The organism is Agromyces humatus, assembly GCF_021228295.1.
GTDB classification, from domain to species: domain Bacteria; phylum Actinomycetota; class Actinomycetes; order Actinomycetales; family Microbacteriaceae; genus Agromyces; species Agromyces humatus.
On record NZ_JAJQPD010000013.1, the window covers coordinates 39816 to 55321 of the forward strand.

The window sequence follows — 15506 nt, forward strand, 5'->3', positions numbered from 1 at the left end:
CGGCCGAGCGGTCGGCGTTCAGGCGGCGAGCTCGCGGAACGAGAGCGAGGCGGCGTCGGTGGTGTCTGGGCCGACCTGCGCGAACGCGTCGAAGCCGTCGGCGGTGACCCGGTCGAGCAGTGCGCGCAAGTTCTTGACGCGCCGTTCGAGACGGACACGGGTTCCGGATGCCACCAACTCGGCCTTGAGCGCGAGCAGCTGCGGCAGCGGCGCATCGGCGTCGTGGACGAGCACGACCGCACGCGGACGCGCCTCATCACTCACGGCGAGCAGGTCGACGATGCGCTCGAACCCGATCGAGAAGCCGCAGGCCGGCACCTCGTGACCGAGGAAGCGCCCGATCATGTGGTCGTAGCGGCCGCCGCCGCCGAGCGAATAGCCGTGGTCGGCATGCGCGATCTCGAAGATCGTGCCGGTGTAGTAGCCCATGCCGCGCACGAGCGTGGGATCGAACTCGATCGCGGCGTCGGGCAGGGCGGCGCGCAGCGCCAGCAGGTCGGAGTACGCCGCCTGATCGAGCCACGCCGGCGGGGGAACCACGCCGTCGGCGAGATGCCAGTCGGCCGCCGTGAGCGCCTCGAGCTCGGCTGCGACATCCGCATCGCCCGTGACGATGCCGAGCTCGGCGAGCTCGGCCGCCACTCCCCCGGTGCCGATCTTGTCGAGCTTGTCGATCGTGATGAGGGCGCGCTCGCGCAGCTCGTCGGGAACGCCCCAGGAGCCCAGGATGCCCGCCAGGATGCGCCGGTCGTTGATGCGGATCGTGCAGTCGCCGAGATCGAGCGCGTCGAGTGTCGCGACGGTCGCCGTGAGCAACTCGAGCTCGGCGAGCGGCCCGGCCTCGCCGATGATGTCGATGTCGCACTGCACGAACTGGCGGTAACGACCCTTCTGCGGGCGTTCAGCGCGCCACACCGGCGCGATCTGGATGGCTCGGAACACGGGCGGCAGGGCCGCGCGGTGCGTCGCGTAGAACCGCGCGAGCGGCACGGTGAGGTCGTAACGCAGGCCGAGGTCGGCGAGCGAGAGGGCGTCGCCGGATGCCGCAGCCGCGGCCAGGTCGTCGGGCGTGAGGCCGCGCTTCATCACGGCGAACGCCAGCTTCTCGTTGTCGCCGCCGAGGCCCGCATGCAACCGTGACGAGTCCTCCATGACCGGCGTCTCGATCTCGTCGAAGCCGTGCGCCGCGTAGACGCCGCGGATCACGCCGAGCGCGTGCTCGCGCCGGGCCTTCTCGGCGGGGAGGAAGTCGCGCATACCGCGCGGAGGAGTGACGGATGCGGCCATGCCGATCATTCTTCCAGCACGCGGCGTGGGTGGCGTGCGCCGCAGCGCCCGTCGCGGCGCGACAGACCTACAGCGCGCCGCCCGCGGCCTCGGGCGCGTTGGCATCGACGCCGCTGTCGCCGATGCGCTCACGGGCGACGAAGTTCTCGATGTCGAACAGGTTGTCGCCCGCGCGCTTCACGATCGTGAGCAGGGTGTCCATCGACGAGACCTCTTCGACCTGCTCCTTGAGGAACCAGAGCATCGCCTGCTCGCCGAGCGCGTCGCCCTCGGACCGGGCGGCCTTGAACAGCGCCTCGATCTGCCCGGTGACTTCTTTCTCTTGGGCGAGGGCGAGCTCGATCGGCTCGACGACGTTCGCGAAGTCGTTGCGCACGGGCGGGATGCCGGGGATGGCGACGCCGAGATGGCGGTCCATGCGGTACTGCACGAGCATCATCGCGTGATTGCGCTCCTCGACCGACTGCCGGTAGAAGTGCGCCGCGAGCTGCGGCAGGTCGTGCTCGTCGAACCATGCGGCGATCGCGATGTACTGCTGCGATGCCGCGAACTCGTTGCCGATCTGGGTGGACAGGAGGTCGTTGAAGGAGTCGCCGCTCATGCCTCGACGCTACTCGCCTGCTCTGCGCGACGCACCTGGTCTTCGAGATCGCGCACGGCGCCGCGCAGTGCACGTTCGGCATCGAGCCCCTGCGCGCGGGCCGACTCGACGAGCTCGAGCAGCATTCGCCCGAGTTCGGGCTCGGTGGCGGGCGACGTCGCCGCCGCGGCATCGCTCGGCGCCGGGACATCCGCCACCGTCACCTCGACCTTCTCGGACTTGTCGAGCACCTTCCGTGCGAGGGAGAGCGCCGGCATGCCGCGCGGCACGCCGTCGAGCACGCTCGTGCGATGCGGTTTCTCGTCTTTCTTCAGGTCGTCCCAGAACGCGACGACGTCGGCAGCGGTGTGCGCCTCGCGATCGCCGAAGACGTGCGGATGCCGCGACACCATCTTCGCCGTCATGTGACGAGCCACGTCGTCGATGTCGAAGTCCTCGCCGGGAGTGTGCGCCGCGATGTCGGCGTGGAAGAGCACCTGGTACAGCACGTCGCCGAGCTCTTCGATCATCTCGGCGCGATCGCCGGTCTCGATGGCGTCGATGAGTTCCCAGCACTCCTCGACGAGGTACTGCACGAGGCTCTCGTGAGTCTGATCGGCGTCCCAGGGGCATCCGCCCGGCGCGCGCAGCAGCGCGACGGTCTTGATCAACTCGTCGAGCGCAGTCGCCCGATCGGTCTCTGCTCGGCTCACGCGGTCAACCTCGGTCATCCCGTCAGCCTACGTCGGCGGCTCCGGCCTGCACCCAGATGAGCACGGTGAACATCGTGCACGCGACGGCTCGCGTCGCCCGACGCGACCGACCACCAGACCCGGTGCGTCATCCTTCGTCTCCACATCATGAGGCAATTGCCGGGCCGAATAGGATTGTGCACAGGAGTGCCGGGAAGTCTGGTCGGCCGACGAGCGATCGTCGTCAGTGTTTCCGACGTCACGACGCGGCCCGCGCCGCCAGTGCGCGACTTCCGACAAGGGGTCCCATGAACTTCCTCCGCTCCGAGCGCTGGGGCGCCGCCCTGCTGCTGATCGCCGCCGTGCTCGGCCTCCTCGTCGCGAACCTCCCGTTCGGCGCAGACGTCCTGGCCGTGAAGAACGAGCACATCGACCTGCCCTGGCTCGGTCTCGACCTCTCGCTCGGCCATTGGATCAGCGACGGGCTGCTCGCGATCTTCTTCTTCATCGTCGCGGTCGAGTTGAAACGCGAGCTCGTGATCGGCGAGCTCAACAGCCTGTCGAAGGCGCTGCTGCCCGCGATCGCGGCCGTCGGCGGGGTCGTCGTTCCGGCGCTCATCTTCGTCGCGTTCACGGCGGGCACCGAGACCATCGACGGCTGGCCGATCCCGACGGCGACCGACATCGCCTTCGCGCTCGGGGTGCTCGCGATGTTCGGCACCTGGATCCCCACTCGTGTGCGGGTGTTCCTGCTCGCCCTCGCGGTGCTCGACGACCTCATCGCGATCATCATCATCGCGTTCTTCTTCACGAGCGGCGCCGACCTCGCTGCGCTCGGCTTCGCGGGGATCGCGATCGCCCTGTTCGGCGCCGTGAGCCGGCTGATGAAGCCGCGGTCGAACTGGATCCTCTCGCGCCGACCGCAGTGGCCGGTGAACGTCGCGCTCATCCTGCTCGGCGTCGTCGCGTGGTACTTCGTGTACCAGTCGGGCGTGCACGCGACCATCGCGGGCGTCGCCCTCGGGCTCGTGATGGCCCGCCGCCCGGGCGGGCGGGCGGTGCATACGCTCGAGCCGTGGTCGAACGGCGTCATCCTGCCGCTGTTCGCCTTCTCGGCCGCGATGGTCGTCGTGCCCCAGGTGCGCCCGAGCGAGCTCGACCCCGCGTTCTGGGGCATCCTCGTCGCCCTGCCCGTCGGCAAGATCGTCGGCATCACCCTCGCCGGCGGGATCGGGGGTCTCGTCGCGCGTCGCCGATCTGGCACACCGCTGACCTTCGTCGACCTGCTCGTGGTCGGCGCCCTCGGCGGCATCGGCTTCACGGTGTCGCTGCTCATGAACGAGCTCGCGTTCGCGGGACTGCCCGACGTGGCCGACGAGGGCACGCTCGCGGTGCTGCTCGGCTCGGGAGTCTCGATGGTCGCGTCGGCGGTCTTCGTGAGCCTGCGCTCGCGTCAGTACCGCCGCAGCGGTGGAACGCAGCCGGGCGTGGGCGGCCCGTTCTCGCACTGAGCGCGCGCGGGCAGCGATGCCGAGCGGATGTCCCGCGGCGCGGGGCGCGCGTCGCGCGTCGCGCGTCGCGGTCTCGTCGGGTGGGGCGATCAGTCGGCCGCGGCGGCGGCCGGGACCTCCGTTGCCGGCGCCTCGGGCACCGGGAAGATCGCGGTCACGAGTCGCGAGACCCACTCGATGAGGTCGGCGTCGCCCGGCAGTTCACCGTTGACGACGGGGAACGGCACGATGATGACGTCGTTCTGCGCGAAATGCTTGGCGCCCGGATAGAGGCGTTCGAGCCTCACGCGTCGTGAGTCGGGGATGTTCGCGGGCGCGATGCGCAGCTTCGACCCGGTGGTGATGACGTCGGAGAGCCCCGCGAGCTGCGCCTGCCGTCGCAGGCGCGAGATCGCGACGAGATGCTTCACCTGCTCGGGCGGAACGCCGTAGCGGTCGACGAGCTCGTCGAGCACCGCGTCGATCTGCCCCTCGGCGGCAGCGGGGCCGCTCGCGGCCGAGAGCTTCTGGTAGGCCTCGAGGCGCAGGCGCTCGCTGTCGACGTAGTCCTCGGGGATGTGCGCGTCGACCGGCAGCTCGAGCCGCAGTTCGGTCTGCCCCTCGGCGACATCGCCGCGGAACGCCGACACCGCCTCGCCGATCATGCGCAGGTAGAGGTCGAAGCCGACGCCGGCGATGTGCCCGGCCTGCTCGGCGCCGAGCAGGTTGCCGGCGCCGCGGATCTCGAGGTCTTTCAGCGCGACCTGCATACCCGACCCGAGCTCGTTGTTCGCGGCGATGGTCGACAGGCGGTCGTGCGCGGTCTCGGAGAGCGGCTTGGCCGGGTCGTAGAGGAAGTACGCATATGCGCGCTCGCGGCCGCGGCCGACCCGCCCGCGCAACTGATGCAGCTGCGAGAGCCCGTACTTGTCGGCGCGGTCGATGATGATCGTGTTCGCGTTCGTGATGTCGAGACCTGTCTCGATGATGGTCGTCGAGACCAGCACGTCGAACTTGCGCTCCCAGAAGTCGACGACGATCTGCTCGAGCACGTGCTCGTTGAGCTGTCCGTGGGCGACGGCGATGCGGGCCTCTGGGACGAGTTCGGCGAGCTGCGCCGCGGCCCGGTTGATCGATGAGACCCGGTTGTGCACGAAGAAGACCTGGCCCTCGCGCAGCATCTCGCGCCGGATCGCCGCGGCGACCTGCTGCTCGGAGTAGGGACCCACGAACGTGAGGATCGGGTGCCGGTCTTCGGGCGGAGTCGCGAGCGTCGACATCTCGCGAATCCCGGTGACCGCCATCTCGAGTGATCGCGGGATGGGGGTCGCGCTCATCGCCAGGATGTCGACGTTGGTCTTCAGCTTCTTGAGCGAGTCCTTGTGCTCGACGCCGAACCGCTGCTCTTCATCGATGATGACGAGGCCCACATCCTTGAACTGCACCTTCTCGGTGAGGATGCGATGGGTGCCGATGACCATGTCGACCGTTCCGTCGGCAAGGCCCGCCACGGTGTCGCGCGCCTCTTTGTCGGTCTGGAACCGGCTGAGCGCCCGCACATGCACGGGGAACCCGGCGAACCGCTCGTTGAACGTCTCGAGGTGCTGCTTGACGAGCAGCGTCGTCGGCACGAGCATCGCGACCTGCTTGCCGTCTTGGATCGCCTTGAACGCAGCGCGCACGGCGACCTCGGTCTTGCCGAAGCCGACGTCGCCGGCGAGCAGCCGGTCCATCGGGATCGGCCGTTCCATGTCGGCCTTCACCTCGTCGATGGTCTGCACCTGGTCGGGCGTCTCGACGAACGGGAACGCCTCTTCGAGCTCGTGCTGCCACGGGGTGTCTGCGCCGAACGCATGGCCCTTGGCCGCCATGCGCGCCGAGTAGAGCTTGACGAGCTCGACCGCGATATCGCGCACGGCCCTGCGCGCCTTGCCCTTGGCCTGCGCCCAGTCGCTGCCGCCCATCTTGCTCAGCGAGGGTGCCTCGCCGCCCACATACCGGCTCAGCAGGTCGAGCTGGTCGGTGGGCACGAACAGCCGGTCGCCGGCGTGCCCGCGCTTCGACGGTGCGTACTCGAGCACCAGGTACTCGCGCACCGCGGTCGGTTGCTGCTGGATGCCCGCCGTACGGCTCGGCCCGGTGGGTCGGCTGCCGGTGGCGACCTCTCGCTGCACCATCTCGACGAACCTGCCGATGCCGTGCGTCTGATGCACGACGTAGTCGCCTTGCTTCAACTGCAGCGGATCGACGACGTTGCGGCGCCGGCTCGCGAGCTTCTTGCCCTGGCGGGCGTCGTATCCGGCGGCGCGGCCGTAGAACTCGGCTTCGGCGATGAGCCCCAGCTTCACCTCGGGCACCTCGTAGCCGCGCGCCGCGTCGGCCTGCACGAGATAGGCGACGCCGGGTTCGAGATCGGCGGGAACCTCATCGACCAGGCGCGCCGCGAGGCCGGCTTCGGCGAGCACGTCGCGTGCGCGTTCGACGAGTCCATGACCTGCGGATGCCACGACCAGGCTCCACCCGTCGCGCAGGCGCTCGGCGGCGTGATCGACGGCGCCGGCGACGTTGCCCTGGAAGCTCGGCATCGCGCTCGCCGCAACCCGCACGGCGGTGACGGCGGCGCGGGCCCGGTCGGCGGCTTCACCCTCGCCCGCGGCGACGACCTCGGCGGCGTCGCCGATGTCGAACGACGAGAAGTTCCACCACACGCGGCGAGGATCGAGCTCGCCGGGGGCGCTGAACAGCGCCGCATCGCGCAACTGGCGCACGGTCAGGAAGTCGCCGGCGGCCAGGTCGATCGGCGCCTCTGCGCCGGCAGTGGCCGCGCTCCAGGCCGCGCTGAGGAACTCGCGGTTCGTCTCGCCGAGGCTGACTGCGCGCCCCGCCACCCGCTCGGGTGCGAGGACTGCGATCGCGGCGCCCTCTGGCAGGTAATGGCTGAGCGGCACGAGTCGCTCGAGCAGGGCGGGCGCGAGGGACTCCATGCCCTCGACGGGGATGCCTTCGGCGACCTTCTCGAGCAGGCCCGCGAGACTCGGGAACTCGTGCACCATTTCACGCGCGCGCTGGCGCACGGGTGCGGTGAGCAGGAGTTCGCGGCTCGGCGCGAGCGACACCCGCTCGATGGGCTCGGGCAGGGATCGCTGGTCTGCGACCGAGAACGAGCGCACCTCTTCGACCTCGTCCCCGAAGAACTCGACGCGCACGGGGTGGTCTGAGGTCGGCGGGAACACATCGAGGATGCCGCCGCGCACCGCGAACTCGCCGCGCCGCGCAACCATGTCGACGCGAGCATATGCGAGGTCGACGAGCTGTACGGCGATGGCCGACAGGTCGTGGCCCCGGCCTCCGGCGACGAGCTCGATGGGCGCGAGCTCGGCGAGGTTGTCGGCGAGCGGCTGCAGCGCGGCGCGCACCGACGCGACCACGACGAGCGGATGTCTCGCACCGGACTTCGACCATTCGTTCATGCGACGCAGGGCATGCAGCCGGCGGCCGACGGTCTCGGCGCTCGGCGAGAGTCGCTCGTGCGGCAGCGTCTCCCACGCGGGGAACTCGAGCACCTCGGCGTCGTCGAGGTATGGCGCGAGGGAGGCGCGAAGGGACTCGCCCTCGCGGCTCGTCGCGGTGATGGCGAGGAGTGCCGGTGGCAGCCCGGCCTCGGTTCGACGGGCGAGCAGCCCGGCGAGCAGCGGCGCATCGAGGCCGGCCGGTGCCGAGAAGTCGGTGCTGCGCAGGGCCTCGCGGAGCGCGACGTCGATCGTGGAGGCGCGCGAAAGCGCCGTGAGCAAGCCCTGGAGGTTCACCCGATGAGTCTACGCGCGGCCTCCGACGTTGCATCCGCTCAGTCGGCGTCGCCGGGTACGATTGGCGCCGCACGTCTACGCCAGGAGGCACCACCCATGATCATCGCCGCCGCCGACGGTTCGGCCCTCGGAAACCCCGGCCCGGCCGGCTGGGCCTGGTACGTCGACGACGACTGCTGGGACGCCGGCGGGTGGAAGCACGCCACCAACAATCAGGGTGAGCTCAAGGCCGTGCTCGAGCTGTTCCGGGCGACCGCGCACCTCGACGACGAGCTGCTCGTGCTGTGCGACAGCCAGTACGTGATCAACGCGGTGACCAAGTGGATGGCGGGCTGGAAGCGCAAGGGCTGGCGCAAGGCCGACGGCAAGCCCGTCATGAACCTCGAGTTGCTGCAGGAGCTCGACGCCGCCCTCGCGAGCCGCGCCTACCGCTTCGAGTGGGTGAAGGGCCATGTCGGGCATCCGCTCAACGAAGCCGCCGACGAGCGGGCACGCGCCGTCGCCGAGGCCTTCCAGCGCGGCGCCGCGGTTCCGTCGGGTCCCGGGTGGACGCGCAACGGCGGCGTGGCGATCGAGACGGCCGCCCTCGTCGCGCCCGATGTCGACGCGATCTTGGACGACGCGCTCGACGACGCCGGACCCGATGACGCGCTCTTCGCGCTCGACGACCTGCCCGCCGCGTGGCACACGCTCACGGTCGAGCTCTCGACCGAAGAGCACGACCGCCTCCTGCAGCGCGCCCGCGCCGAGGGGCGCTCGCCCGAGGACTTCCTGCGCGGCCTGATCTGAGTTGCCTGCGTCGGCCTCAGGCCGGCGAGTGGAACCGCTGCTGCGCGGCCACGATGCCCTCGCTCGCGACGGCCTCGACGGCGTCGGCGGCATCCGACAGCAGGTTCGGCAGGGCGGCGCGCTCGGTCGACGAGAAGTCCTTGAGCACGAAATCCGCGGCGTCCTGACGACCGGGCGGGCGGCCGATGCCGACGCGCACCCGCGTGAACGCTCCACCGTCGGTCGCCTTCACGACGTCGCGGATGCCGTTGTGGCCGCCGTGGCCCCCGCCCTGCTTCAGGCGCACGGTGTCGAACGGGATGTCGAGCTCGTCGTGGATGACGATGAGCCGCTCGACGGGGATCGAATAGAACTTCACGAGCGCGGCCACGGGGCCGCCCGAGGTGTTCATGTAGCCGTTGGGTTTCGCGATCACGAGTTTGGGGCCGCCGGGGCGCAGGAACCCCTCGGCGACGCGCGCGGGCGTCTTGTGGCTCTTGAACGTCGCGCCGATGCGCGAGGCGAGCTCGTCGGCGACCATCTGGCCGACGTTGTGCCGATTGCCCGCGTACTGCGCTCCGGGGTTGCCGAGCCCGACCACGAGCCAGGTGTTGTCGGCCACGGCGTCATCTCTCTGCTGGCGGGGGCGGAGGAAGTCGAAGAGCCCCATGTTCATCCGTTTCTGTGGGCGTCGCGCCGCAATGAGGCTGCGGTCGGGGTCGGCGGGCGACGCGAAAGGGCCTGCGGCCCGCACTCCGAGCGTACCCGGATGCGGCGCCGCAGGCCCCGTCGGTGGAACTACTCTGCCGACTCGGCGGGTGCCCCTTCGGCCTCGGCCTCAGCGGCCTCGCCCTCGGCGGGCTCGACCTCAGCGGCCTCGCCCTCTTCACCCAGGTCGACCTTCTGCGGCACGTGCACGTTCACCACGAGCGTCTCGGGGTCGTTGATGAGCGTCGCGCCCTTCGGCAGCTCGATCGCGCTGGCCAGGATCTGCGTGCCCTCTTCGAGGCCCTCGACCGAAACCACGATGTTCTCGGGGATGTGGGTCGCCTCGACCTCGAGCAGCAGGGTGTGCGCGTCGACGTCGGCGATCGTGCCGGCGAACGGCTCGCCCTCGATGTGCACGGGCACCTCGACCTGGACCTTCTCGCCCTTCTTGATGACGATGAGGTCCATGTGCTCGATGATCTGGCGCACGGGGTCCTTCTGCACGTCCTTGACGAGCACGAGCGTGCTCTTGCCGTCGATCTGCAGGTCGAGCAGGGCATTCGCCTTGCGGATGAGCAGGCCGACCTGGTGCGCGGGCAGCGCGACGTGCTTCGGGTCGGTGCCGTGTCCGTAGATCACGGCGGGGATGGCGCCGGTCGCGCGGAGCTTGCGCGCCGCACCCTTGCCGAACGACTCCCGCGTGGCGGCTTCGACCTTGTTGTCTTCGTCCATGGTGGTTCTCCTTGCGGGCTCGCGGCCCAGATCGTGTGTCTGTTGTTTCGACTCGAACGCGCGCACATCACGTGCGCAATGCGTGAGGAAAAGCCGTGAAGCCTGCTTCCACCGCGTCGATCACGGATGCCATGCCCGAGCGAACCCGAACTGGCGGCATCCCTCGCCGAAGTCCAATGGACGATTCTACATCGCTTTGCACGGGTGCGCTGCCACGATGACTCCGCACCCGGCGAGGGAGTCAGGCGGACGGGCCGGCCCTGAGCCGCGAGACCGCGTCGTCGATGATCCGACCCACCGGCTGGTCGATGTCGACGACGATGCCGGGCTCGTCTGGATCGAGGGCCTCGAGCGTGGCGAGCTGCGAGTCGAGCAGGCTCGTCGGCATGAAGTGCCCGGTGCGCCCCTCGGTGCGGGCGGCGAGCACCTCGCGGGTTCCGTGGAGGTGCACGAACCGCACCTTCGGCGCACTCGCGAGGATCGTGTCGCGGTACCTGCGCCTCAGCGCGGAGCAGGCGATGACGAGTCCGGCGCCCCGTTCGGATGCCTCGGCGAGCGTCGCACCGACGGTCTCGAGCCACGGCCTGCGGTCGTCGTCATCGAGGGGCACACCCGACGCCATCTTCTCGATGTTCTCGATCGGGTGGAGGTCGTCGGCGTCGGTGAACGCCACGCCGAGGTCGCGCGCCAGCAGGGCCCCGATCGTGGACTTGCCCGACCCCGAGACGCCCATCACCACGATGATGGGCGTCTCGGGCGTCGTCGAATCGGTCACCAGTCGTGCACCGTGCCGTCGGCGAGGCGGTTGTACGGCAGATAGGCCTGCTCGTAGGGGTACTTGCCCGCCTCGTCCTGGTTCAGCTCGACGCCGAGACCGGGCTTGTCGCCCGGGTGGAGCATGCCGTTCTCCCAGGTGAAGGACTGCTCGAACACCTCGTCGGTCTTCTGCCCGTGCTTCATGTACTCCTGGATTCCGAAGTTGTGGATCGAGAGGCCGAGGTGCATCGCTGCCGCCATGCCCACCGGGGAGATGTCGGTCGGTCCGTGCATGCCCGACTTGATCTGGTACTGCGCAGCGTACTCGAGCGTCTTCTTGAGCGGCGAGATGCCGCCCATGTGCGTGACCGCGCCGCGCACGTAGTCGATGAGCTGGTCGCGGATGAGGTCCTTGAAGTCCCACACGGTGTTGAAGATCTCGCCGATCGCGAGCGGCGTCGTCGTGTGCTGGCGGACGAGGCGGAGTGCCTCCTGATTCTCGGCCGGGGTGCAGTCCTCGAGCCAGAACAGGTCGTACGGCTCGAGCGACTTGCCGAGCTTGGCCGCCTGGATGGGCGTCATGCGGTGGTGGCCGTCGTGCAGCAGTGGCAGGTCGGGTCCGAACTCGTTGCGCACGGCCTCGAAGACGCCGGGCAGGTGCTTCAGGTACGCGCGCGTGTCCCAGTCCTCCTCGGTCGGCTTCGCGCCTCGGCGAGCGGGCTCATGGTCGTACCTCACGTCGGCGTCCCCGGTGTCGGCGGCCTGCGAGGCGATGCCGTAGATGGCCTTCAATCCGGGCACGCCGGTCTGCACGCGAATGGAGCGGTAGCCCTGCTCGAGGTGCGAGCGGATCGAGTCGAAGATCTCGGGCAGTTCCTTGCCGGAAGCGTGGCCGTACGCCATCAGCCCCGTGCGGCTGGCGCCGCCCAGGAGCTGGTACACCGGCATCCCGGCCGCCTTGCCCTTGATGTCCCACAGCGCCATGTCGACGGCCGCGATCGAGGCCATCGTGACCGGCCCGCGGCGCCAGTACGCGCTGCGGTAGAGGAACTGCCACGTGTCCTCGATGCGGCTCGCGTCACTGCCGATCAGGAGGGGCGCGACGTGGTCCTTGAGGTAGCTCACCACGGCGAGCTCGCGGCCGTTGAGCGTGGCGTCGCCGAGGCCGGTGAGGCCATCCTCGGTCGTCAACTTGAGCGTCACGAAGTTTCGGTCGGGGCTCGTGACGATGACCTCGGCCTTGGCGATCTTCATGGGTCAGGACTCCTTGGTGTCTGAATTGTTGGGGGTGGTCGGCCCGCTTGGGGTGGTCGAGCCGTCGGCGGCGTCCGAGCCGTCGGGGGCGCCTGCCGACGACGGCTCGTCGGTGGTGAATCCGTCGAGATCGGCTGCGTGGCGGCCGGCGGCGAATGCCGCTGTCGACAGGCCCGGCTCGACGACCTGCTGGTTGCGACGGCGCTCCTCGATCTCGGCGACGATCTCGCGGTGTCGCGTGTCGGTGAGCGGGTAGAAGAACATGATGAGGACGGCGAGTCCGGCAGCCACGGCGGGCAGCAGGCCGGCAGCTGCCCGGATGCCCCACTCGGCCTCGACCGACTGCGTCTCGACCCCGGCGACGTAGCCGCCGATCGCGAGGGCGTACGCGGCGAGGGCGCCGCCCACCGCCTGGCCGGTCTTGCGGGTGAACGAGAAGAGGGCGTAGATGATGCCTTCGGCGCGCACACCGGTCTTCCACTCGCCGTACTCGACCGTGTCGGCCTCGAGCGCCCAGACGAGCATGTTGACGAGGACGAGCCCGACGTAGCAGAGCACGAGACCCGAGAAAGCGAGCCACACCGCGCTGGGCGGGGCGAGGAAGACGACGAGCCCACCGACCACCATGATCAGGCCGCCGCCGATGTAGCCGGTGCGCTTGCCGAACCGTCGCACGATGGTGGGCACGACGACCGCGAGGCCGAACGTGAGCACGATCTGGATGATCGAGAGCACCGCGTACAGCGGCAGCGCGTGCAGGACGTCGCGCAGGTAGTACAGCTGCACGGTGCTGAGCGCGAGCATGCCGGTGAGGAAGACGAACGAACTGAGGCACAGCAGCAGCAGGGGCTTGTTGCTCTTCAGGATCGCGAAGCTCTGCTTCATCGACACCTTCGCCACGTCGCGCTTCACCGTCTCTTTCGCGGTGAAGAACGTGAACATGTACAGCGCGAAGCCGACGACGACGAACCCGAGGGTCATGTACGTGAAGAGCGCCTGCAGGTCGCGGTCGGGCGTGATCAGCGGGGCGATGAAGATGCCGAGACCCGCGCCGACGACCATGGCGCCGATCGTGCGCGCGCTCGCGAGCTTGGCGCGCTCGCCCGAGTTCCGGGTCATCGCACCGGCGAGCGAGCCGTAGGGGATGTTGACGAGGCTGTACGCCAGGCCGAGTGCGGCGTAGGTCAGGTAGGCGTAGAGCAGCATGCCGCTCTCGCCGATCTGCGGGATCGAGAACGTGGCGACGCTGAGCAGCAGCAGCGGCAGCGAGCCGAAGAGGATGAACGGCCGGAACTTGCCGAAGCGCTTGCTGTAGGTGCGGTCGACGATGCGACCGGCGAACACGTCGGCGAAGGCGTCGAAGATGCGCACGACGAGCAGCAGGGTGCCGGCGGCGGCGGCCGAGATGCCCGCGACATCGGTGTAGTAGATGAGCAGGAACATCGTGGCGGTGGTGAACGCGAGGTTGTTCGCTGCGTCGCCCGCGCCGTACCCGACGATGCTGAGCTTGCTGAGCTTCTTCTCGGTGCCGACGCCGTTCTCACGCGTGGCGGTGGTGCTTTCTGACATGGTGTGGGCTCCCTTACCCTGTGCCGGCTCGCGGCTACTTCTTCAGCCCGGTCCAGCGGGCGCGCAGCGCGTGCGCGGCGGCCTTGGGCTTGCGGTCGCGGGTGAACACACCCTTCTTGTTGCCGTCGACGCGGGCGAACCCGTTCTTGGTCTGGAAGTCGGCGAAGTTCCACACCTGCTCGCCGATCATCGCCTCGACCCGGTCATGCACCCGGTGGTACATGTCGAGGAAGCTCGTCTGGTACTCCTCGGTGAACGGGGCGTCGTAGATCGAGTGGTAGCCGGCCACCGTGTCGGCGCCGTACTCGGTCATGATGAGGGGGCGGGCGAACTTCTCCTGCCAGCCGATGAGCTCGGCCTCGAGCTTCTGCTCGGCGGCGGCGAGGTCGCCGGAGTCGACGTACCAGCCGTAATAGCGGTTCAGGCAGATGACATCGAAGAGGTCGGCGATCAGGTCTGCCTCGTGGTTCGCGAACATGACGTTCACGAAGGTCACCGGGCGCGTCGCGTCGAGCTCGCGGGTGAGGTTCACGAGCGGCTCGAAGTACTCGCGCGCCCCGGGCTCGTTCGAGGCCGGCTCGTTGGTGATCGACCACATGACCACGCTCGGGTGGTTCTTGTCTCGGTCGACCAGTTCGCGGATCGCCTGCGCGTGCGTGGCCTGCGTGTCGTCGTTGATGTTCTCGGGGGCGAAGGTCAGCTTGGTCTGGCCGCCGAAGATGCCGCCGCCCATCGCGAGGTTGAGCCCCACGGCGCCGACCTCGTCGATGACGACGATGCCGTGGCGGTCGGCGAACTCCATGACCTCTTCGGCGTAGGGGTAGTGCGACGTGCGGAACGAGTTCGCGCCGATCCAGTCCATGAGCTGGAAGTCGTGCACGAGGTAGGCGTTGTCGTGTCCCTTGCCGCGGACCGCGGTGTCCTCGTGCTTGCCGAACCCGGTGAAGTAGAAGGGCTCGCCGTTGATGAGGAACTGCATGCCGCGGACCTCGATGGTTCGCACGCCGATCGGCAGCGTGTACTCGTCGACGACCTCGCCGCCCACGACGGCCTGCGCCGTCAGCGTGTAGAGGTAGGCCGCGCCGGGCTGCCAGAGCTTCACGTCGTCGATGCGCACGACGCCGGCGATGCCCTCGGCCGAGCCGACGACGGTGCCCTCGACGTCGCGAAGGGTGACCTGAACGGTGTCGGCGCCGGTGGTCTCGACGTCGAAGCCGACGACGCCGGTCGCGCCGTCGACATCGGTCATGACCGTGAGGTCGGTCACGCGCACGGCGGGTGCGCTGTAGAGCCACACCGAGCGGGCGAGGCCCGCGTAGTTGTAGAAGTCGTGCAGGTAGTCCTGCTTGCGGCCGCCATCGTCGGTGACGGTGATGCTGCCGGGCGGGATCGTGGTGTTGGTGAGCTCGTTGTTGACACCGACGGTGAGGCGGAACTCCTGGCCGGCCGTCACGACGTCGGTGATGTCGGCCTCGAACGGGGTGTATCCGCCGACGTGCTCGGCGACCTTGGTGTCGTTCACGTACACGACGCCCTCGTGGGTGGCGGCGTCGAGGCGCACGAAGACGCGCTCGCCGGCCCAGCCGCGGGGCACGCGCACCGTGCGCTGGTACCAGACCCAGCCGACGTGGTCGCGGATCGCCGGGTCGGCGAAGAGGTCGTTGTAGCTCGCGGGCACGGCGGCCTCGAGCGTCGTGTCGAGCGTTGCCTGCCACAGCGTGTGCGGCGTGCCGGGGTCGACCGCGAACTGCCAGAGTCCGTCGAGGTTGACGAGCTCTCGGGTCGGGCTGGTCTGGGGCTTCAGCATGATGGCCTTTCTGTCGCGCCGTTGCGAAATGTCGCTGCACTGCGCTCTGCATTCGTG

The 15506-nt window shown here is 69.3% G+C and carries 12 protein-coding genes; 2 read left to right on the top strand and 10 right to left on the bottom strand.

The genetic code is table 11. The annotated features are described in order from the left end of the window. Positions 1–18: 18 nt before the first annotated feature. The 3 genes from hisS to LSF15_RS17675 form a co-directional block, all read right to left on the bottom strand. Positions 19–1287 carry a histidine--tRNA ligase gene (hisS, locus tag LSF15_RS17665; RefSeq protein ID WP_232499878.1) on the bottom strand — a complete coding sequence of 423 codons (1269 nt, stop codon included), beginning with the start codon at positions 1285–1287 and terminating at the stop codon, positions 19–21. Between the two features lie 67 nt (positions 1288–1354). Then, complete coding sequence (locus tag LSF15_RS17670; RefSeq protein ID WP_232499879.1) at positions 1355–1888, bottom strand: ferritin; 534 nt, start codon at positions 1886–1888, stop codon at positions 1355–1357. Next, positions 1885–2598, bottom strand: a complete 714-nt coding sequence (locus tag LSF15_RS17675; protein ID WP_232499880.1) for a nucleoside triphosphate pyrophosphohydrolase — start codon at positions 2596–2598, stop codon at positions 1885–1887. The genes LSF15_RS17670 and LSF15_RS17675 overlap by 4 nt, the downstream gene beginning before the upstream one ends. A 269-nt stretch (positions 2599–2867) precedes the next feature. Here LSF15_RS17675 and nhaA point away from each other — a divergent pair, with 269 nt between their 5' ends. Then, positions 2868–4070 carry a Na+/H+ antiporter NhaA gene (gene nhaA, locus LSF15_RS17680; protein WP_232499881.1) on the top strand — a complete coding sequence of 401 codons (1203 nt, stop codon included), beginning with the start codon at positions 2868–2870 and terminating at the stop codon, positions 4068–4070. 89 nt (positions 4071–4159) lie between these two features. Here nhaA and mfd read toward each other — a convergent pair whose 3' ends face one another. Next, positions 4160–7855, bottom strand: coding sequence for a transcription-repair coupling factor (gene mfd, locus LSF15_RS17685; RefSeq protein ID WP_232499882.1), 3696 nt, complete (start codon positions 7853–7855; stop codon positions 4160–4162). Between the two features lie 96 nt (positions 7856–7951). Between mfd and LSF15_RS17690 the strand changes: the two genes are divergently transcribed. Continuing rightward, positions 7952–8644: an RNase H family protein gene (locus LSF15_RS17690; RefSeq protein WP_232499883.1), complete on the top strand. Its 693-nt coding sequence runs from the start codon at positions 7952–7954 to the stop codon at positions 8642–8644. Between the two features lie 16 nt (positions 8645–8660). Here the strand turns inward: LSF15_RS17690 and pth are convergent, their stop codons facing one another. The 6 genes from pth to uidA all read right to left on the bottom strand — a co-directional run bounded on the left by pth (position 8661) and on the right by uidA (position 15449). Beyond that, positions 8661–9293 (bottom strand): aminoacyl-tRNA hydrolase, encoded by a 633-nt coding sequence (pth, locus tag LSF15_RS17695; protein ID WP_232499884.1) that lies wholly within the window; start codon positions 9291–9293, stop codon positions 8661–8663. A 128-nt stretch (positions 9294–9421) separates the two neighbouring features. Then, entirely contained in the window at positions 9422–10063 is a 642-nt protein-coding gene (locus tag LSF15_RS17700; protein ID WP_232499885.1) for a 50S ribosomal protein L25/general stress protein Ctc, read from the bottom strand. 241 nt (positions 10064–10304) lie between these two features. Continuing rightward, the gene (locus tag LSF15_RS17705; RefSeq protein ID WP_232499886.1) at positions 10305–10838 is read right to left on the bottom strand and encodes a gluconokinase; all 534 of its coding nucleotides are present in this window, start codon (positions 10836–10838) and stop codon (positions 10305–10307) included. Beyond that, the gene (gene manD / locus LSF15_RS17710) at positions 10835–12073 is read right to left on the bottom strand and encodes a D-mannonate dehydratase ManD (protein WP_232499887.1); all 1239 of its coding nucleotides are present in this window, start codon (positions 12071–12073) and stop codon (positions 10835–10837) included. The genes LSF15_RS17705 and manD overlap by 4 nt, the downstream gene beginning before the upstream one ends. Positions 12074–12076: 3 nt before the next feature. Then, on the bottom strand, positions 12077–13642 hold the full coding sequence (uidB, locus tag LSF15_RS17715; protein WP_232499888.1) for a glucuronide transporter: 1566 nt from the start codon (positions 13640–13642) through the stop codon (positions 12077–12079). Positions 13643–13676: 34 nt separating this feature from the next. Next, on the bottom strand, positions 13677–15449 hold the full coding sequence (gene uidA, locus LSF15_RS17720) for a beta-glucuronidase (RefSeq protein ID WP_232499889.1): 1773 nt from the start codon (positions 15447–15449) through the stop codon (positions 13677–13679). Positions 15450–15506 lie beyond the last annotated feature (57 nt).

What these genes read in the sequence shown, in the direction of transcription:
- uidA (WP_232499889.1), bottom strand. Translation starts at nt 15,449, where the DNA reads ATGCTGAAGCCCCAGACCAGCCCGACCCGAGAGCTCGTCAACCTCGAC.
- uidB (WP_232499888.1), bottom strand. Translation starts at nt 13,642, where the DNA reads ATGTCAGAAAGCACCACCGCCACGCGTGAGAACGGCGTCGGCACCGAG.
- hisS (WP_232499878.1), bottom strand. Translation starts at nt 1,287, where the DNA reads ATGGCCGCATCCGTCACTCCTCCGCGCGGTATGCGCGACTTCCTCCCC.
- LSF15_RS17700 (WP_232499885.1), bottom strand. Translation starts at nt 10,063, where the DNA reads ATGGACGAAGACAACAAGGTCGAAGCCGCCACGCGGGAGTCGTTCGGC.
- nhaA (WP_232499881.1), top strand. Translation starts at nt 2,868, where the DNA reads ATGAACTTCCTCCGCTCCGAGCGCTGGGGCGCCGCCCTGCTGCTGATC.
- pth (WP_232499884.1), bottom strand. Translation starts at nt 9,293, where the DNA reads ATGGGGCTCTTCGACTTCCTCCGCCCCCGCCAGCAGAGAGATGACGCC.
- LSF15_RS17690 (WP_232499883.1), top strand. Translation starts at nt 7,952, where the DNA reads ATGATCATCGCCGCCGCCGACGGTTCGGCCCTCGGAAACCCCGGCCCG.
- LSF15_RS17670 (WP_232499879.1), bottom strand. Translation starts at nt 1,888, where the DNA reads ATGAGCGGCGACTCCTTCAACGACCTCCTGTCCACCCAGATCGGCAAC.
- manD (WP_232499887.1), bottom strand. Translation starts at nt 12,073, where the DNA reads ATGAAGATCGCCAAGGCCGAGGTCATCGTCACGAGCCCCGACCGAAAC.
- LSF15_RS17675 (WP_232499880.1), bottom strand. Translation starts at nt 2,598, where the DNA reads ATGACCGAGGTTGACCGCGTGAGCCGAGCAGAGACCGATCGGGCGACT.